The sequence below is a fragment of the Vibrio sp. 9-16B-A1 genome, assembly GCF_056726165.1.
In genome coordinates this window covers 342,045-361,592 of the sequence record NZ_JBSDZD010000002.1, presented here as the reverse complement: position 1 = coordinate 361,592, position 19,548 = coordinate 342,045, and the positions used below count along the sequence as shown (strand labels likewise).

The 19,548-nt window shown below is 53.9% G+C and carries 17 protein-coding genes; 6 read left to right on the top strand and 11 right to left on the bottom strand.

The features are described 5' to 3' along the window. The first annotated feature begins 33 nt into the window (after positions 1–33). A complete protein-coding gene (gene copI, locus ACVB80_RS05310; RefSeq protein WP_481080230.1) occupies positions 34–594 on the top strand; it encodes a copper-resistant cuproprotein CopI in 561 nt (186 codons plus the stop codon). A gap of 78 nt (positions 595–672) precedes the next feature. After that, positions 673–1,068, top strand: coding sequence for a DUF302 domain-containing protein (locus ACVB80_RS05305; protein ID WP_481080229.1), 396 nt, complete (start codon positions 673–675; stop codon positions 1,066–1,068). Between the two features lie 59 nt (positions 1,069–1,127). On the opposite strand, the gene ACVB80_RS05300 is transcribed toward ACVB80_RS05305, so the two are convergent. From ACVB80_RS05300 to ACVB80_RS05290, 3 genes are all read right to left on the bottom strand, one after another. Next, entirely contained in the window at positions 1,128–2,378 is a 1,251-nt protein-coding gene (locus ACVB80_RS05300; RefSeq protein WP_481080228.1) for a quaternary amine ABC transporter ATP-binding protein, read from the bottom strand. After that, positions 2,371–3,270, bottom strand: coding sequence for an ABC transporter permease (locus tag ACVB80_RS05295; protein WP_481080227.1), 900 nt, complete (start codon positions 3,268–3,270; stop codon positions 2,371–2,373). Before ACVB80_RS05295 ends, ACVB80_RS05300 begins: the two co-directional genes overlap by 8 nt. 82 nt (positions 3,271–3,352) lie before the next feature. Then, the gene (locus ACVB80_RS05290) at positions 3,353–4,342 is read right to left on the bottom strand and encodes an ABC transporter substrate-binding protein (protein ID WP_481080226.1); all 990 of its coding nucleotides are present in this window, start codon (positions 4,340–4,342) and stop codon (positions 3,353–3,355) included. Between the two features lie 310 nt (positions 4,343–4,652). Here ACVB80_RS05290 and ACVB80_RS05285 point away from each other — a divergent pair, with 310 nt between their 5' ends. Continuing rightward, a complete protein-coding gene (locus tag ACVB80_RS05285; RefSeq protein ID WP_481080225.1) occupies positions 4,653–5,612 on the top strand; it encodes a cytochrome-c peroxidase in 960 nt (319 codons plus the stop codon). Further along, entirely contained in the window at positions 5,599–7,533 is a 1,935-nt protein-coding gene (locus ACVB80_RS05280) for an ATP-binding protein (RefSeq protein ID WP_481080224.1), read from the top strand. Before ACVB80_RS05285 ends, ACVB80_RS05280 begins: the two co-directional genes overlap by 14 nt. 27 nt (positions 7,534–7,560) lie before the next feature. Here the strand turns inward: ACVB80_RS05280 and ACVB80_RS05275 are convergent, their stop codons facing one another. From ACVB80_RS05275 to ACVB80_RS05255, 5 genes are all read right to left on the bottom strand, one after another. Then, a complete protein-coding gene (locus tag ACVB80_RS05275; RefSeq protein WP_481080223.1) occupies positions 7,561–8,520 on the bottom strand; it encodes a sensor domain-containing diguanylate cyclase in 960 nt (319 codons plus the stop codon). Positions 8,521–8,598: 78 nt separating this feature from the next. Next, positions 8,599–9,522 (bottom strand): amino acid ABC transporter permease, encoded by a 924-nt coding sequence (locus ACVB80_RS05270; RefSeq protein WP_481080222.1) that lies wholly within the window; start codon positions 9,520–9,522, stop codon positions 8,599–8,601. A 204-nt stretch (positions 9,523–9,726) separates the two neighbouring features. Continuing rightward, positions 9,727–10,536, bottom strand: a complete 810-nt coding sequence (locus ACVB80_RS05265; protein WP_481080221.1) for a transporter substrate-binding domain-containing protein — start codon at positions 10,534–10,536, stop codon at positions 9,727–9,729. A 16-nt stretch (positions 10,537–10,552) separates the two neighbouring features. After that, a complete protein-coding gene (locus ACVB80_RS05260) occupies positions 10,553–11,350 on the bottom strand; it encodes an amino acid ABC transporter permease (protein ID WP_481080220.1) in 798 nt (265 codons plus the stop codon). Beyond that, entirely contained in the window at positions 11,350–12,075 is a 726-nt protein-coding gene (locus ACVB80_RS05255) for an amino acid ABC transporter ATP-binding protein (protein WP_481080219.1), read from the bottom strand. The genes ACVB80_RS05260 and ACVB80_RS05255 overlap by 1 nt, the downstream gene beginning before the upstream one ends. 423 nt (positions 12,076–12,498) lie before the next feature. Here ACVB80_RS05255 and glpT point away from each other — a divergent pair, with 423 nt between their 5' ends. Next, the gene (gene glpT / locus ACVB80_RS05250) at positions 12,499–13,863 is read left to right on the top strand and encodes a glycerol-3-phosphate transporter (protein WP_481080218.1); all 1,365 of its coding nucleotides are present in this window, start codon (positions 12,499–12,501) and stop codon (positions 13,861–13,863) included. 219 nt (positions 13,864–14,082) lie between these two features. After that, on the top strand, positions 14,083–14,976 hold the full coding sequence (locus ACVB80_RS05245; RefSeq protein ID WP_481080217.1) for a patatin-like phospholipase family protein: 894 nt from the start codon (positions 14,083–14,085) through the stop codon (positions 14,974–14,976). A 38-nt stretch (positions 14,977–15,014) separates the two neighbouring features. Here ACVB80_RS05245 and ACVB80_RS05240 read toward each other — a convergent pair whose 3' ends face one another. From ACVB80_RS05240 to ACVB80_RS05230, 3 genes are all read right to left on the bottom strand, one after another. Continuing rightward, entirely contained in the window at positions 15,015–16,580 is a 1,566-nt protein-coding gene (locus tag ACVB80_RS05240; RefSeq protein WP_481080216.1) for a hypothetical protein, read from the bottom strand. Further along, positions 16,577–17,275 carry a cysteine hydrolase family protein gene (locus tag ACVB80_RS05235; RefSeq protein ID WP_481080215.1) on the bottom strand — a complete coding sequence of 233 codons (699 nt, stop codon included), beginning with the start codon at positions 17,273–17,275 and terminating at the stop codon, positions 16,577–16,579. Before ACVB80_RS05235 ends, ACVB80_RS05240 begins: the two co-directional genes overlap by 4 nt. A 181-nt stretch (positions 17,276–17,456) precedes the next feature. Continuing rightward, a complete protein-coding gene (locus ACVB80_RS05230) occupies positions 17,457–19,541 on the bottom strand; it encodes a sensor histidine kinase (RefSeq protein WP_481080214.1) in 2,085 nt (694 codons plus the stop codon). Positions 19,542–19,548 lie beyond the last annotated feature (7 nt).

Here is a 19,548-nt window from a genome sequence, read left to right as displayed (position 1 = left end):
CTGCGCAGCACAGAAAAAAAACAAGGAAATCTAATGAAAAAGTCACTAATCGTCATCGCCCTGGCCGTCAGTTCTGGCGTATACGCAAACCCTGCTCATCACGGTAAAGCCGAACCGGCCAAAATGGATCACTCCAGTATGGACCACGCCAATATGGATCACAGTAAGATGGATCATGGGAACATGGACCACAGCGCTATGATGGCCTCCATGCCGGGAATGTCGGATGTCGGGATGCCGGCACCGGGTGCCAAACCGGACAAAGTGGTACACGTGATCCTGAGTGATGATATGAAAGTCACCTTTAAGCGTGAGGTGACCATTGAACCGGATGATGTGGTTCAGTTTGTGGTGCTTAATACCGGCAAAGTCGACCATGAGTTTGTGATTGGTTCGGCCAAAGAGCAGGCCGCTCACCGGGAGATGATGAAAACCATGCCGGGCCAAGCACATAACGGCGGCAGTGGCGTTACGGTCAAACCGGGTAAAGCCGGGCAACTGATGTGGCACTTCCATGGTGAAAAGAAAGTGGAGTTTTCCTGTAATCTCCCGGGTCACTATGAAGCCGGGATGATGAAAAGCATCACTCTTTAATTTTCAGGGCAGGCTTTCGGGTCTGCCCATTTTTTATAGCGGTCTATAGTTAGATTATTAATGGAGGAGGAGAGTGCTATGTACGGACTATCTGCGCGGTTTAACGGCAGTTATCAGCAGGCCATTGATAAGGTGACTTCAGCGCTTGCAAAAGAAGGTTTTGGTGTTCTGACAGAAATCGATGTGAAAGCGACGCTGAAAAAGAAGCTGGATGTGGACACCCGGCCTTACATAATTCTCGGGGCCTGTAATCCGGTTTTTGCGCATCAGGTTCTCACTATGGAGCCGGATATCGGTCTGCTTTTGCCATGCAATGTGGTGGTGAGAGAAGAAGAAGACGGCTCGATTACGGTCGCTATTGTGGATCCGGAGGCCATGCTTAAACTGGTCAATAACCCTAAAATATCAGTGCTCGCCAGTGAAGTTAAGTTTCGGCTGGAGAGGGTCATCAGCATGCTGGGTGAAGGAGAGTAGTTCAGGGGCCGGTTCCCGCCTGTGGGTTGGCGGGAACCAAAGAAGCGGTGAGCTGTGGGTCAGCTCACCTTATCCAGCATTTCAGACTTTTTTGCTTTATTGTCCTCCGGCTTTTCATCACCAGATTGTGGATCGCTGAAGATTTCGGCCACCACGCTGCGTTCCAGTTCGCCTTTCAGGTTACCGTCTTCATCGACTACCGGCAGGGAGTAATCACAGGACATGGTATCGGTCAGCACCTCTTCAATAGCGCTGTCAGGTGAGACTGCCGGAACTTCTTCATACAGCTCCTCGCCGATTTTAGTCTGTTTGGACTGCTCTGCGGCATCCTCCAGCCCTTCCTGAGTCAGTACGCCCTGATAGCCTTCCTCGGTAACGTGGTATGCGTAATCATTTTTGAGTTTCTTCATCTGCGCCAGCGCTTCACTGATGGTCTGAGCGGTGATCCGTGATGCCGGTGGCTGCATTACGGTTTCCACTGTCAGCGCACGGGCACGGTTAACGTCTTTGACGAAGGCTTCTACATACTCGTCTGCAGGAGAGAGCAGGATCTCATCCGGGGTACCTTCCTGTACCAGCAGGCCGTCTTTGAGGATCGCGATGCGGTCACCAAGGCGCAGCGCTTCGTCCAGGTCATGGGTGATGAAGATGATGGTCTTGTGCAGCTTCTCCTGCAGTTCGATCAACTGATCCTGCATTTCGCTTCGGATCAGCGGATCCAGCGCAGAGAAAGCTTCATCCATCAGCAGAATTTCTGCATCGGTTGACAGTGCGCGGGCAAGGCCAACCCTTTGTTGCTGACCACCGGAAAGCTGTGCCGGGTATTGTTTTTCATAGCCCTGAAGGCCAACGGTTTCCAGCCACTCTTTCGCTTTCTGGTGGCGGGCTTCTTTTTCCATCCCCTGGATTTCCAGCCCGTAAGCCACGTTATCAAGCACGTTGCGGTGAGGCAGCAGGCCAAAGCGCTGGAATACCATCGACATTTTGTGACGGCGGAATTCTTCCAGTTCGCGGGTATTGAGGCTCATCACGTCGATGCCCTCGACCATGATTTTGCCCTGGGTTGGGTCAATCAGGCGGTTAAAGTGACGGATCAGGGTGGATTTGCCCGAACCGGACAGGCCCATAATCACGAAAATCTCACCTTTGTGGATCTTCAGGTTGATGTCGCTCAGGCCTACGGTATGGCCGGTTTCGGCCAGAATGGTGTCCTTGTCATCACCGGCGTGCACCCTGGGCAGTACCGACTTTGGATCGCGGCCAAAGATTTTATACAGGCCGCTGATTTCAATCAGGGGGGAATCAGTCATGCTTCAGATCTCCAAGGTGTGCCTGGGTGCGTTTGGCGTAAGCCTGTGAGGCGCGGTCAAACAGAATCGCCAGCGCAACGATGGCAAAGCCGTTGAGCAGGCCAAGGGTAAAGTACTGGTTGGTGATGGATTTCAGCACCGGTTGTCCCAGACCTTTTACACCAATCATAGACGCGATTACCACCATAGACAGCGCCATCATAATGGTCTGGTTAATACCGGCCATGATGGTTGGCATTGCCAGTGGCAGCTGCACACCAAACAGGCGCTGTTTCTTACTGGCACCAAAGGCGGTAGCGGCTTCGAGTACTTCTTTATCAACCAGGCGAATACCCAGGTTGGTCAGGCGGATCACCGGCGGGATAGCGTAGATCACAACGGCAATCAGTCCCGGGATCTTACCGATACCGAGCAGCATCACCACAGGGATCAGGTAAACAAACGCAGGCATGGTCTGCATGATATCGAGCATGGGTGTGACGATGGACTGTACCCGGTTTGAGCGCGCCATTGCGATGCCGATAGGAATGCCGAGCACAATAGCAAGCATGGTACAGACGGTAATAATGCTCAGGGTACGCATGGTGTCTTCCCACATACCGAAGTAACCGATCAGCAGCAGGGAGCCCACACAGCCCAGAGCCAGTTTCCAGGAGCGGCTTGCAAGCCAGACCAGACCGGTACACACCGCGAGGGTGATAATCCAGGGGGTACTGAGCAGCAGCTTCTCAAACCAGACCAGGAAAGAGAGCAGGGGATCAAAAAGGGATTCAATCAGGTCACCGTACTCGCGGGAAAAATCGCGGTAGGCACCATCGAGAGTTTTACGGATTGCGCGTAAGTCCGAGCGTTCCATCTCGGGAAATTCGCTAAACCAGCCAGAGTCAGCCATGGTTTGTCCTTATTACAGCTTATTTGTCAGGAGTATTCCGGCAGCGTCCTGCTGCCGGTTATCGGGTAAAAGCGGGCTGGGGTTACAGCTCGCTTTGTACCTTTTTCGCTACGTCCGGAGAAACCCAGCCTTTCCAGACGTCGGCTTGGCTTTCAAAGAAGTAGTGCATGGTTTCTTCGCCATCAGCCTGGTTTTCTTCCATCCACGCCAGCAGTTTGTTGAGCTGCGCGTTGGTGAAGCTTCGGCTGCTGATGTATTTGAATGCTTCCGGTGAGCGTTTGGCGAAGCTTTCGGTGGTCACCGTGTGTACCGGTGATGGCGGATACATGGTCACTTTAGGTGAGTCACAGTCGGCCTTGCTGGTACAGCTGATGAACTCCTGCTTATCCACGCCGCTGCCAAAGTCGACTTTGACCATCTCGTATTTACCCAGGATTGCCGTTGGTGCCCAGTAGTAACCAAACCATGGCTGTTCACGTTCATACGCTTTTGCGATGGAGCCGGCAAGGCCTGCGCCCGAACCCGGGTCGACCACTTCAAAACCGGACTCTTCCAGGTCCAGCGCCTCAAACAGGTTGCCTGCCGAAATCTGACAGTTCCAGCCTGCCGGGCAGGAGTAAAATGCAGAGACATCCGGGTCTTCCGGGTGTTTGAACATGGCTGCGTGTTTTACGACGCCCTGGATGGTGGCCATTTCCGGGTATTTGGCGACAAGATACTTTGGTACCCAGAAGCCTTCTTCACCGCCGTCAGACAAAGCCTTACCCGCGTAACGCAGGCGGCCTTCTTCAACACCTTTGTCCAGAGCGTCTTTGAGGCTGTTACTCCAAAGCTCAGGAGCAATATCCGGCTGGCCTTTTTCAATCATTGAGGTGCCGGTTGGCATGGTGTCGCCGGGAACCAGTTCAGCATCACAGCCGTAGCCGTGTTCAAGAATAAACTGGTCGATATTGGCGATAAGGCTGGCAGAGTTCCAGTTCATTTCCGCGATAGTGACACTGCCGCATTCGCTGGCGTGGGTTGATGAAGCCATGGCAAGGCCTGCCATGACAAGAGTCATTTTCAGTTTCATTGAGAGTATCCTTTCTCAGTTTGATGGGTTTTTGTCCAAACCTTTATTTAGGGTACTAATGATTGGCATGGAAATCAAATTTGAGAGTTATGGTGGAATTTGCTGTTAGATTTTGATTTTCCTGACGCGCGCAGGGGATAAACAGATTTTTCGTGTATGTTATCCGGTTAATTTGATTAGAGTACGAATTATCTTTCCTCCCTGCTCCCCCCTGTGTGATGGCATGAGTGGCAGTGTGCAGCGGGTTGAGATACAGACCTTTCATTGCTAAACCTTTTATATAACAAAGTGTTTTTGAGGAGTCTGACGGATGCTGTTTTCGCGCCTGCTGGCGGGTGTCTGTATTATGGTGTGTCTTGTGCTTCCGGTCTCTGCTCAGGACAAGCTGGTACTGCCGCTTGAGCCGCTGCCGGAGCCGGACCTGCCGCTGGCTCGTCTGGGCTGGATGTTGTTTAACGATCCCGGGCTTTCATCGGACGGCACTATCAGTTGTCACTCCTGTCACCGGTTTGCTTCTTACGGTGCGGATGTAACGCCGGTTTCGTATGGTGTGGGCGGGGCTGCAGGCAGGAGAAATTCCCCAACCGTGTTTAATACCAGCCTGAATTACCGTTTTTTTTGGGATGGCAGGGCGAACTCGCTGAAGAGTCAGGTTGACGGGCCGGTACATCACCCTGATGAAATGAATACGGACTGGGAGAAAGTGGGCAGTTATCTGCGTGCGTCTGCTCTGTATCCGGATATGTTTCGCAGTGCAGGCCTGAAAGCGATTAATACCGATACCATTAAGTATGCGCTGGTCTATTTCATGTCTCAGCTGCAAACCCCGGGCGCGCCTTTTGACCGCTATCTGCTGGGGGATGAGCAGGCGATCTCTGAAGATGCCAAAAAAGGCTGGCAGGCTTTTCAGGAGCTGGGGTGCGTGTATTGCCATCAGGGGCGCAATATCGGCGGTCAGCTGATGCAGCGGGTGGGGTATTACGGCAGATTGAGTGACCAGCCGCAGGATCGTGGTCGTTATGAAATCACCGGGCGGGAGCAGGATGATCTGGTGTTTCGGGTACCGGCACTGCGCAATGTGGCGAAAACGGCTCCTTACTTTCATGATGGCCAGGTAAATGATCTTCATGAAGTGATGCGTTTGATGGCGACGCTGCAGTTGGGGATACAGGTGGACGAGGAAACTTCCGCGCATCTGGTTGCGTTTCTTGAGTCACTGACTGCGCCTCCGCCGGTCATTCTGGAGGTGCTGGCTGATGAGGCGCGTTAATCCGTTTTGGTGGCTGGTGCTGGTTTGCCTCGGTTTGCAGGTGGGGTATCTGGTGTTTCTGAGCCAGCAGTACGGCCGGATCAGCCGCGTCGCTACTGAGTACAGTGAGCTTGGGCACCAGGCTCTTTCGCTCAGGGATCAGGTTATTTCATTCAATCGGGGTAAGCGTGTCCGGGCGTTTGAGATCACCGCCAGGCTGGTGGATATCGAACTGGCAGAGCAGGAGTTGTATGCCCGTACCCACTTTGAACCTGGCCTTGAGTTGCTTGGTATTCCGGTCAGTCAGATTGAGCAGACTCAGCAGATGTTTAATCAACAGGTGCTGGGACTGCTTCAGTCGCTGGAAGATATGGTGCGCTATTATGTGGCACTCGATTATGCATCTTCGGCGGTGCAGCGTCTTTTCAAAGAGCGGCTGGAGCTGGATAACCCCGCCGGATTTGCCGAGATTTCATTACTGGCGAATGTGTTGTCAGCCAGCGGAGAAGGCCCGGCAAACGGGCTGTCGGATATCCCGGAGTTTATTGAGTCGCACCGCCGGTTGAGTTCAGAACTAAATAAACTCACGCTGGAGGTACTTCAGGAGAAGGTGCGTTTTATTGAAATGAACCGTCAGCAATGGCAATCCGTTGCTCAGGGAGTGACGTCGCTCTCCTCATTCTGGCAGGCGCTGCTGTTGGTCGAGTTGCTTGTGATCCTGTTCATCGTGATGCAACTTCGCCTGCGTCACTCGCGTGAGAATAATGAAATACTGACCAATCTGGTTCGTCAGGCTGAAGAGGCCAGCGAGGCCAAATCTATGTTTCTGGCGACCATGAGCCATGAGCTGAGAACCCCGATGAACGGTGTGCTTGGCATAGCCCAGTTGCTGGAGTCGGAAGTGACTCAGCCGGATCACAAAAAGTATGTCAATATCATCCTGGAGTCCGGTTCTCATCTGCTGGAAGTGCTGAATGACATTCTTGATTTCTCCAAAGCGGAACAGGGCAAAATCCGTCTTGAAGATAAGGTATTTACCATTGGCCAGGTGATTGATCCGGTTATGAGTGCATTTATGCAGACCGCGGCTGAAAAAAAACTGGTGATCAGCCTGAACAACAATGTGCCGCCTGATATCAGTATGACCGGCGACTGCGCCCGTATTCGCCAGATCTTGTTTAATTTGGTTGGGAATGCCGTCAAATTTACTCATCAGGGCTATGTTGAGCTTCAGGCATCACTTGATCAATCCGGTCAGGATGGTGTTCTGACGATGACGGTGAAAGACAGTGGCGTCGGCATAGAAGAAAGCCGCCGGGCCAGCATTTTTAACCCGTTTGAGCAGGCCGATCTGTCCACCACCCGCCAGTTTGGTGGTACCGGGCTTGGACTGGCAATCGTGAAAAAGCTTTCGCAGGCAATGGGCGGCGGGGTAAGCGTGAAAAGTGTGCCTGGTATTGGCAGTGAATTTACCTGTCAGTTAAGAGTTCGTCTGACTGAGAAAAAAGCCCGGGCGCACGAAGATGACTACGCGGAGGAGCAAGACAGTGAGCGGGTGCTGAATGTACTGGTGGTAGAAGACAACCGGGTAAATGGATTTGTCGCGGTGAAACTGTGTGAAAAGATCGGCCATAACGCGCAGCTGTGTGAGTCGGGGGCTGAAGCCCTTGAGCGGCTTGACGGTGAAAACTTTGACATGATCCTGATGGATAACCACATGCCGGGAATGAGCGGGATTGAGACAACCCGGGTGATCCGCCAGGACCGGGGACTGGATACGGTGATTTTTGGCTGTACCGCCGATGTGCTCCAGCAGCCCCATGATGATTTTATCGAAGCAGGGGCTGATCTGGTTTTGACCAAGCCCCTGCAGCAGGAAAGATTGCGCAGGGCGATTGAGGATTACGGGGCCAGGTTCAGGGCAGGCAACAGCCAGGATTAGCGGATCAGGCGTGAACGGGTGCACGCGTCATTCAAGCAGGTGAATGCTGCCTCTTTCGAGCTTTTTCGCACTGAACAGAGCTTTGTCGGCCATGTTGATGTAGTACTCGATATGGCGCAGCTCTTTGTCCAGTTGGCAGACTTTGATCCCTATGGTTACCGTCAGCACGTCAGCTACTTCAGAGCCGGTATTGGGGATCGCCAGGGCACGGATACGTTCTGAGAGCTCAGCTGCGATCTCTGTGCAGTTGTGTTTGCCGGCTTCGCGCATAAACACCAAAAACTCATCCCCGCCATATCGAAAAGCAATGCCTCTGCCTTTGCACCACAGGCTGATTTCTTCTGCTATGGATTTCAGTGCCTGGTCGCCTTTGAGGTGACCATATTCATCGTTGAGTTCTTTGAAGTGGTCGATATCGATCATAAACAGCGCGGCACTTTTATGGGCATGTTTGGCGACTGAAATGGCTGGCGGCAGCATGCTCTCCAGCGCGTAACGGTTATTCAGTTGGGTGAGGTGGTCGGTATAAGTCAGGCGCTCGAGTTCGCTCTGTTGGGTTTCCAGCCTGGAGAGGGCATTTTTGTATTCGGTGATGTTGCGAACCGTCCAGAGTACCAGCTGGTGGCCGGTGAGGGGGATAACAAACGCACTGAAGTACTGGAGCTGCGTCGGGCCTTCGATGCCCTTAAAGGCCGGCAGCTGTTTTGGATCCAGTTCGTATTCGAGTTCAGTGGGCTTGCCGGTATCGATCACTTGCTGAATAACCTTTGTGAACCAGCGGGCCTTGTCCTCTGGCAACACCTGATACTGGTCAAGTCCGATAATGGTTGCGGGGTTGTGGTGACGCCTGGTGTCGGTTCCACCCCAGGCTTCGACGTAGATGCCTTCCCGGTTGAGCATAAAGGTAGGCTCCGGCATGCTCTCAAACACCAGATGCATCAGTTCCGGGTTGCTCGCCAGGGCTTGCGCCAGCATCGAACGGGGCATGGCATTCCTTGCTGTCAAACGGGTCAGTATTTCAAATATAGTCCAAAAAACAACTGCCTGATGAGGCTGGGAAGGCGGTTAGCTGTCAGCGTTGAGGTTTTTGTGCCGGTTGGCTCTTTTCTCCAGATAGCCGAACAGCAGCGACAGCCCAAGGCACAGAACAAGATAAACCAGGCCGACGATCAGCCAGATCTCAAATATAAGCCCGGAGGAGTTAGCCATTTCAGTGCCGACAAAGGTCATTTCCTGAATGGAGATCAGCGCGACCACCGAGGAGTCTTTGACCAGCGAAATCGCCTGACCGGCCAGTGCCGGGGTGACTGCGGTCAGTACCTGAGGCGCAATCACGCAGCGGTACTTATCCCACCAGCCGAGCCCCAGCGCGTCGGAGGCTTCCCATTGTCCCTGAGGAATACCCGCCAGTCCGGCCCGGATCACCTCTGCCACATAAGCAGAAGAGAGCAGGCCGATGCACAGCACGCCGGAGAGCAGGTTTTCCCACAGGCTGGCCGGGCCAAACAGAAAGTGCTGCCAGGTGGCGATGTCACCGGAATGGTCGCGCAGCAGGGTTTCCAGCCCGAGCAGGGGGATTAGTTGATTGGAGATAAAGAAATAAAAGATAAACACGAATACCAGTGGCGGGATATTACGCACCAACTGAACAAACGCATTGGCCGGCATGCGAAACACCGCCAGTGACGAGAAACGTGCCAGGCCGAGCAGGGTACCTGTTACAGTTGCCAGCAGCAGGCCCCACACACTCAGCCGCAGTGTAGAGAGCAACCCTTCAAAGAAGTAAGGCAGCCCGCCATCGCTGCGTGGGGTAAAAATGAGGTCAATCGCTTTCGCCCAGTTCCAGTGATACTGCACTCCAACCGACAAACGAGACCAGAGCCACACTCCGGACAGCGCAAGCAGTACCAGCAGGACGTAATCCAGCCGGTTAAGCCGCCACCGAACCCTGGTAGTTGGGGGAGTTGTGAGTAGTTTTGATGAATCCACGTTTGTTCTCTTTGTTAATTGGGTTCTGGGGTTATAGGTCCTGGGTTCTGGGTTCTGGGTTCTGGGGGAGTTCGCTGCGGCTGTTGCGCTATAAGTGAAGGCTTTGGTTTGACAGTAAGAACTGCATAGTGAGCCTGCTTGCAGCACCCAGCACCCAGCACCCCTTTCCCGCGGCCCGCCCACCACGAACCGCGTACCGGGAGTCTACTGCCCTGAAGCAATCTGCTCCTGCCAGTCCAGCGTTGCAAACCAGTACTCATAGCGCTCTTTCAGCCAGCCATCTTCGGTTCTGTCCTGAATCCACTGGTCAAAATACGCTTTCTTGCCTGTTTCACCCAGGCGAACGGCGAATGCCTCGTTACCTTTGGAGAGGCGCTCATCAAACGGCAGAAACAGGGTGTTGCTGTGACGAATGGTCTCGTGCTCAGGTTTTGGGCTGGAAGCGATCACCGCGTGAGCGTTGCCGTTGAGGACTTCCTGAAATGCCTGGGCGTCATCGTCAAACTGCAGGATACGCGCTTTGGGGAAGGTTTCCCGCGCAACCTGAACTGTAAAGGCACCACGGCGGGCGGCGATTTTCACCCGGCGGGAGTTAAAGTCGCTGAACTCGCTGAAACCGTCAGCCAGTTGTTTGTTGGCAGCCATCTGCACACCGGAATGTGAGTAAGGCACACTGAACAGTACGCTTTTGGAGCGTTCCGGTGTGACAGACATTCCGCCGATGATCACATCGAATTTTTTTGCCAGCAGGGCCGGGATAATGCCGTCCCATGCGGTGGGAACAAATTCGACTTTCCAGCCTGAATCGGCGGCAAGGCGTTTGGCTACATCAATTTCAAAGCCGATCAGCTCACCCTGTTTGTTGCGCATGGCCCAGGGAACAAAAGTTGACATCCCTACCCGCAGGGTGCCGCGTTCGTTGATTTTATCCAGAGCCGGAGTTTTCTCAGCCAGAGCCGGCAGGGAAAGGGCCACACCGAGCAGGGTGGTGATGGCTCGTTTAAACAGCGTCATACAGTAACTCTCCTTTTTACTCAGTCCGCCAGCGGGCACCCAGGTGGCGTTCCAGCCAGGCTGCCAGTGCGGAAAGTGACAGGGTAAGCAGCAGATAAATCGCTGCTACGGTAAACCAGATTTCAAATGGCATAGCGGTTTCAGAGACAATGTTTCGTCCCTGAGTGGTCAGGTCAAAAATCGCCATCACACTGACTATAGACGAGTTTTTAATTAGCGAGACCACTTCGTTGGTCAGTGGGGGAAGGATGCGCTGCAGCATCTGCGGCAGGATCACATCTTTATAAACTGAGAAAACCGGCAGACCGAGCGAGGTCGCCGCTTCAAACTGGCCTTTGGGGATCCCGGCAAGGCCGGCACGAAACACTTCCGCGGTATAGGCGCCCTGAAACAGTGCCAGTGCCAGTACCGTGGTGGAAAAACGCTCCAGCCCCAGCATGGGGCCGAAGATAAAGTAGAGCAGATAGATCTGCACCAGCAGCGGCGTATTGCGGATAAGTTCGATATAGCCGCGGGCCAGTGCCCTGCCGACGACGGAATCCGACAGGCGAAGCAGTGCGGTGGTGAGACCGAACACCAGGGTCAGGATCAGGCTGAGTGCTGAGATCTGCAGGGTAACCACCAGACCTTCAAGCAGTTCTGCCGGCCACCACTGGCCGTCCTCAAAAAAGGCGATATAGTCCCACACCCGGTCCCACTGCCAGCGGTAGTCCATGGCCCGGGCGCCGGTATCGAGCAGCCACACCAGCGCGGCCATCAGTACCAGTATCTGGATAATGGCAGACAGCGCGGGTTTAATAATCCGGAAAACCATCAGTGACTCAGGATCTGCTCCAGGAACTGGCGGGTCCTGGGATGAGTGGGAGCGTTAAACAGGGTTTGCGGAGGCGCGCTTTCGATGATTCGTCCTTCATCCATAAAGATGACCCGGTCAGCAACTTTGCGGGCAAAGCCCATTTCGTGAGTCACGCACATCATGGTCATGCCTTCCTCTGCCAGCTCGGACATGACGTCGAGCACTTCGCTGATCATTTCCGGGTCGAGCGCTGAAGTCGGTTCATCGAACAGCAGGACTTCCGGTTTCATGCACAGTGAACGGGCAATCGCGACCCGTTGCTGCTGTCCGCCGGAAAGCGCTGCCGGGTATTTGTTTGCCTGGTCGGTGATTTTTACCCGCTCCAGCAGTTCAAGCGCCTCTGCGTTGGCCTGCTGGCGGGAAAGTCCCAGGGTACGCATTGGCGCCAGGGTGAGGTTTTCGAGCACGGTGAGGTGCGGGAACAGGTGGAAGTGCTGAAATACCATGCCGACCGCGCCGGGAGCAATGGCTTTGCTCCCGGCCTTTTCGCCCAGCACGCTGAGCTCCCCGGAGGTAAACTGCTCCAGACCGTTAACGCAACGGATCAGGGTGGATTTGCCGGAGCCGGACGGGCCGCACACCACCACGATTTCCCCTTTTTTGACTTCCAGGTCTATCTGTTTGAGGGCCTGGAAACGGCCGTACCATTTGTCGACCTGTTTGAATTTGATGGCATTCACCATAGCAAGCTGAGCACTGAATTTTATTAGTATGATGTCGTTACCTTAACAATATCGGAAGCGGATTGCATCAGCTAAACGTATAAGTGTTTATTTTTTGAAAACAAAATGTATGAGGAACGTCCATGGAGGCAAAAGTGGTTCATCGTTTGCCTGGTTTCGAAAACGCTCACTTTTTACCCCTTTGTGCGTCATTGCTCGTATATTCAACAGAAAAGGAAAGCATTCGAACATAAATATGTAATAAAACTTTAATATTTCATCGATTTCCTCACAGAATTTATTTCGTTATCGAGCAAGAATACGTGCCAGATGTTTCGAACGAAACCCAATGGCGACGAAGAATCGCTTTATAAAGCCGGCGGTTGGCACCACGGACAGGTTGTATCGCATTCAGGCATAATCATCACAATAACGAGGTCTGCTATGTTTGGCATTTTCAAACCCAAACCCCATATCGAACGTCTGCCGGAAGGGCAGATAGGTGCAACTTATACCCGACTGCGCTGGCAGCTGTTTATCAGTATCTTTGTCGGTTATGCCGGCTACTATCTGGTGCGGAAAAACTTCAGTCTGGCGATGCCTTATCTTATTGAGCAGGGCTTCAGCCGTGGTGACCTGGGTGTTGCCCTGGCCGCGGTTTCTATCGCTTATGGTTTATCCAAGTTTTTAATGGGCAGCGTTTCTGACCGCTCTAATCCCCGTTACTTCCTTTCTGCGGGTCTGCTGATGTCTGCCCTGGTGATGTTCTGCTTTGGCTTTATGCCATGGGCAACCGGCAGCATCACCGCGATGTTTATTCTGCTGTTCCTGAACGGCTGGTTCCAGGGTATGGGCTGGCCCGCCTGTGGACGAACCATGGTGCACTGGTGGTCACGTAAAGAGCGCGGTGAGATAGTCTCCGTGTGGAACGTGGCGCACAACGTGGGTGGTGGTCTGATTGGTCCTCTGTTCCTGTTCGGTCTGTGGATGTTTAACGATGACTGGCGTACCGCTTTCTATGTGCCGGCAGCCGGCGCTACCATTGTGGCAATCTTCATCTGGTTTACCCTGCGTGATACGCCTCAGTCCTGTGGTCTGCCTTCTATCGAAGAGTACAAAGACGACTACCCGGATGACTACAAAGAAGAGCACGAGAAAGAGATGACCGCGAAGGACATTTTCTTCAAGTATGTGTTCTCTAACAAGCTGCTGTGGTCTATCGCGATCGCGAATGCATTCGTATACCTGATCCGTTACGGCGTGCTGGACTGGGCTCCGGTATACCTGAAAGAAGCCAAGCACTTTACGGTAGATAAATCTTCGTGGGCTTACTTCCTGTATGAGTGGGCCGGTATTCCTGGTACTCTGCTGTGTGGCTGGATTTCTGACCGTCTGTTCAAGGGCCGCCGTGCACCTGCCGGTATCCTGTTCATGGTGCTGGTGACAGTGGCTGTGCTGGTTTACTGGTTTAACCCGGCAGGTAACCCTGGTGTGGATATGGCTGCGCTGGTGGCAATCGGCTTCCTGATTTACGGTCCGGTAATGCTGATTGGCCTGTATGCACTTGAGCTGGCACCGAAGAAAGCAGCGGGTACGGCTGCGGGTCTGACCGGTCTGTTCGGTTACCTGGGTGGCGCAGTAGCGGCGAACGCGGTCCTGGGTTACACCGTTGACCACTTTGGCTGGGACGGTGGCTTCATCGTACTGACCGGCTCGTGTGTTCTGTCTGTGCTGTTCCTGTTCTACGCCCACCTGGGTGAGCGTAAGCATCATCAGGAGAAACTGCAGGAGCAAGCTGCAGCGTCGTGATTCGAATAGTGCCCTGAGCACCGAATACAAACATAATCAAAGCCGGGACGGGATGTCCCGGCTTTTTTTGGTTGTGTGGGTAGGTGGTGCGCGGTTCTCGGTGCGTGGTTTGAGGGGCTGTTCCGCCTCCCTTTCAGCAGGCACAAAAACGGCGATGATCTTTTCCTTTTTTACTGTGGAAAAGGTATTATTTGAGTAATAACTCTAATGGGGAAATATATGATGTCACGTTGGCTGGGTGTTGCGGCACTGGCAGTGTTGCTGGGAGGGTGTGCAACCCCAAATAAGTATGATGATCTTGAGATGAAATCGGTGAGTGATGTTGCTTCTGATGCGCAGCCTGAGGCCCGGCTGGGGATCGCCTTTGGCGGCGGCGGTGTGCGTGGTTTTATGCACCTTGGAGTGATTAAGGCGCTGGAAGAGGAAGGGATTAAAGCCGATGTGGTGACCGGGACGTCTGCAGGCTCAATCGCCGCGACCCTGTATGCGTCGGGTATGTCGTATGACGAAATCGAGCGCCAGGCGAAGGCCGTCGAGGCGTCAGAAGTCGCAGATCTGGTGATGTCCGGCTACGGGGTGATCAATGGTCGCAAGCTGGCGCAGTGGGTGAATGAGGCGGTGCCGCAGCAGGACCTGGCGAAGATGACCATTCCGGTTGGGGTGACGGCAACCAATATGTCGAGCCAGCAGCTGGTGGTGTTTACTTCCGGCAATCCGGGTGAGTCGGTGCAGGCATCGTGCAGCATTCCGGGCACCTTCGTGCCGGTTCACGCCAAAGAAGAACTGCTGGTGGATGGCGGCGTGCTGAGTATGGTGCCGGTAGACTCCGCTCATGCGCTGGGTGCTCAGGTGGTGATTGGGGTGGATATCTTCTGCGCTAATCAGCCAAAGCAGGCGAAAGAGAAAGCGATTGAATCACTTTATGCGGTGCAGCGTCTGCAGTCGTGCATAATCAGTGAGCCCGAGCTGCAGCGGGCCGATGTGCTTATCCGCCCTGAGTTTGAACCGGAGAGTGACGTCAGCTTTGATTCCCGCGATGCGGCCATTGAAGCGGGCTATCAGGCCACCAAAGCGGTGATTCCTGAGATCAAAAAGCTGTTGAGTAAAGCGTAAGCTGATAATGGCCTGCCGTTTGGCAGGCCTTTGTTTTTTTAACTGGTTTGTTCACTCTCTTCCAGTGTCTGAGAGGCTGCCTGAGCCACAGGTTCTTCCTGGCGCGAGAACCAGAGGAAGGTTGCGGCCATCATCACGTATCCGACCGTGATTTCCATATTAGGCAGAATGGCCAGGGTACCGGCATGAATAAGGCCAACGGCACTGGAAAACGCAGCCAGCAGGGCAGCGACCGCGGCGTTTTTACACTGTTTTTCTATGGCAAAGACGGCCATTGAGCAAAGCAGCATGCCGGATAAGATCGAACCTGAACCGAGTCTCTCCAGTCCCACATAAAGCACATTGCTGGCTGCCAGCGCCTCGGTTCCCAGCTGAGCGGCACTCGTACCTGCGGCGTTCAGCGCTGAATCGATCATGGTCTTGGACCACTCCGCAATACTGGGAATAAAGGCCAGAATGATCGCCGGTGCATGACGGGCCGGGCAGACCTGAAACGCCTGGGAGCCGATCAGAAGGCCGATATAGAGAAGAATTGGCAGGATAGCCGGCAGTGGGATCAGCGCCAGCAGCAGGCCAACAATACCAAACATACAAATCACGCCTACAGAGACACCGGTTGCCAGAGAGTAGCCGATCCGCGCACCTATGCTCTTCCAGCCCGGGTGACCGATATAAACCGCTGGCGGGAACGGGCTGCCAAAACAGCCGCCGACAAGGGCACCAATACCGTCCGCCAGCAGTACCTGGCGCAGGTTGTAGCTGTCCCCGGCAGACTCGGCGCTCTCTACGTTGTTCATCGCTTCTACAAAGTTAAATACCCCGAGCGGAATCGCGATGGCCAGAAACGGCGTGATCTGCAACAGCCCGTGCCATACATCCAGTGAGAAGATTGGGAAGTAGAACGCCAGATTCTGATTGGCTGACTGGATCTGTTCAATCGCGACCACGTTCTGGTCGAACAGCAGTCCGCCCCAGCCGAGGATCACCCCGAGCAGAATGATCGCCAGTCCGCTGGGCAGGCCAAATGGCAGGCGGTAGTTACCGGCCCAGGTCACCAGAATGAACGCCAGCGCGACCAGTGAAATCCACGGCGTTTCAAACATGCTGAATGCCGGACGCATTGAGATAAATGCAATCGCAATACCCGCCAGCGTACCCAGCATGGCCGCTTTGGGCGTCACTTTGCGGATCGCAGGCCCGATAAAGGCGCCGATGATGACGATAATGCCGATGATAAAACACCACGCCAGCCCGGCCTGCCATGCAATGATGGGATCACCGGTTTTAAGCAGGGTCGGCAGCATAACCAGGAACACCACCACAAACATGTGAGGTACAGAAGGGCCGTAGGGAAGCGCAGTGACATCGTCACGCCCCTGTTTTTTCGCCAGTCTGTGTGCCATCCAGGCGTACCAAAGGTTACCAAGCGGCAGGGCAAGGCCCAGTGCGGGCAGGATACGGCCATAGACCAGGTCTTCCGGGAAGTTGAGTACCATCAGGCTGAGCTGGGTCAGCACCATAACGTTGAGCAGTACATTGGTGAACAGGCCGAAATAGCCGTTCCAGTCGCTTTTTTGCCAAAGGGGGATTTTACGGGTAGTCATGAAAGGGCTCCCTGCTTTTCGTGAACTGAATGAGAGCTCAGGCTTTCAATGATCTCTGCTGAGCCGGACACCCAGCCAACAATGGCGCCCTGGGCTTTGATCATTTCCAGCGCCATGTGGTGAAACTCGGGGAAGTAGGAGGCCACGCAGTCTTCGGCAATGATGCATTCAAAGCCCCGGTCGTTGGCTTCCCTTGCGGTGGTGTTGACACAGACTTCGGTCGTTACGCCACACAGGATCAGGGTTTTGATCCCCCGGCTGCGTAAAATCAGCTCCAGATCGGTTTGATAAAACGCGCCTTTGCCTGGCTTATCCACCACCGGCTCTCCCTCAACAGGGTAAAGCTCGGGGATAATGTCGTGGCCGTGTTCTCCCCGCACCAGAATGCGTCCTTTGGGGCCATCGGTGCCAATAAATGTCTGGCCTCCCCGGGTCAGTTTGGCCGGAGGGCAGTCTGTGAGATCCGGCCGGTGTCCCTCACGGGTATGCAGGACGAACAGCCCTGCATTGCGCGCGGCTTCCAGTACCCGCATGCAGGGAGCAATCGCTCTCCTGACCAGGCTGACGTCATTGCCGAGCGCTTCACCAAAGCCGCCGGGTTCAACAAAGTCCCGTTGCATGTCAATCATCACCAGAGCGGTGGTTTGCGGTTGGTAAGCGAGCGCAAATGGCTGCGCTGAAAACTGTTTTTCCATATTGTTATTACCCGATTGATAGTATTGATATTTCCGGACGGAGCCGGTTAGTTGAGTAGCATTCAAATACTAGCGACAAGGGAGGTGTTGCTGTGCAAGAGGTTTGTTAAGTGTGATCCCGGGTATGAAAAACCAGCTATTTGGTGGTGGCTGGAAGCAGACTGAGCTCGTTACTGCAGGATCAGCCGCTTACGGCTGTGGGGATAACAGAGGCGTCGGGCAGGGAAATACGCAGGTGGAAGCCAGCGCCGGGGTGTTCAATCCATTCGATGTCACCGTTGAGTTTTTGCGTAACCAGGTTATAGACGTAATGAAGTCCAAGCCCGGCATTGCCCCGGTGGCGGCGCCCGGTCGTAAAGGCACTGAACAGGGTATGGCCGGTATCGGGGCTGATGCCTTTGCCATCGTCCCGGTAGTCGATGATCAGCTGATCGTCCTCAGAGGTAGCTGTAATCGTGACGTTGTATTGTATCTGGGGATTGTGACTGAATCCGTGAATGATCGAGTTGTTGATCAGTTCGCTGAAAATGGTGGTGAAAATTTGCGGCCATGAGCAGATCACCAGTTCAGGATCTATTTCCAGTTCAATGGTGACGTTATCCGGCAGCTCAGTGAGCAGCTCGGTCAGAGCAGAGAGGTGGTTACTGAGGTAAAAACCGGACAGTTCACCGTAATCGCCGTCAACGGAGATCAGTTTAAACTGGCTGATCAGGGTGGAGATATGGTTGAGATTGTTGGTTACCGTGGTCAGTGTCAGTTCACTGTTCGCCAAAAATGTCGCCAGGGACTCTTTTTGCAGCTTGTTGTGACTCAGGTTTTTACCTGTCTCTTTGCTTTGTGCGTGCATGCTGGAAGTCAGCGCCAGCGAACTGACCAGCGGCGGGCTGATTTGCCCGGCGACACCGGACACAAGACTGGCCATTGAAGCCATTTTCTTGTTCTGCACCAGTTTATCCTGCATTTCAGTTTGGCGGGTAATCGACTCTTTCAGCGATTCTGAGCGCCGCTGCACTCTCTGCTCCAGCTCTTCGGTAGAATGCTGAAGCTGAGTAGTAAGCTCCTGTTCCTGCTGCTGGGCCTGGCGCCGTTCGCGAATTTTTTCGTGTAGTTTCCGGCCGGAGGTCTGAAGTTCCTGCATAAACTGATTGAAGAAATGGGTCAGTTCGCCCAGTTCATCGCGCGTGCCGCGCTGCTCGTGAAGGCGGACCGTATAATCTTTCTGCCCGGCTTTGTGGACACCGGCCATGACCTCCTGAAGAGGACGGATGATGGATGAACTCAGCGCCAGGGTTGCCGCAACGATAATGATCGCTGAGATCATCATCATGACAACAACCAGCCGGGTAAAGGTTGTCAGTGGCTGGTAGAATTCATCGGTGTAGGTGGTGGCGATGATGTACCAGTCCAGTGCCGGTAAGTAGGTAAACCGGGCCAGTTTTTCTCTGTATTCCGGTTCTTTGGGGTTACGCCAGGTGTAGTAGGTCAGGCCATTTTTTTTCTTAATGATGTCTTTGACAAATTCATAGCCGTTGGAGTCGGTGACGTTGTAGAAGTTACCACTGATCAGCGGATGAATGATCAGATCCCCGTTGGAATTCATTACATAAGCGTAGCCGCTTTCACCAAAGCGCAGTGCCAGCACCGAGGCTTCGAAGTCTTTGCTGTTGAGCAGGCGGACGGACTCATCCTGGTAGGAAGAAGAGGAAATGATCCAGTCCCAGGGGGCAAAGTAAATCATATCCAGAGCCTTGGCCCGCGGCTCTGACTCCCCCGGGTTTTGCCAGTCATATTCCAGATAGCCCTGTTTGCGCTCCATCTGGCGACGGATAAACTCATGCTTGCTCAGATCCGCCCCGAGCAGCGCTTCTTTCGGATGCACCTGAATGATGCCGTTTGAATCGACAACGTAGGGGTAACCGCTGTCGCCTATTTTTTGCCCTGTCAGGGTATCACCCGCCTGCTGTTTGGCCTGTTGTTCGGTCAGTTCACCGCGGAGATATGCCTGGTACGCCTGTTCTGCTACCTGGTAATTTGCCACAGAAAAACCGCGCAGATGATTGCGGATGGTGATTGCTGCGGTGGTTTCAATCTGATTGACGATGGCGGTGGTCGTTCGGTTGAGCTGGGCCTCTACGCCTTCAGTGATGATACTGCGAACCAGAAAATAGAGCGCGATACCGGCGACATTCAGTACTGCAAGAAACAGCAGCAGATAGCCGAACATCAGCCGGTGGTGGATTTTCAGTTTTCGCAGCCAGGCTTCCATCAGGCGG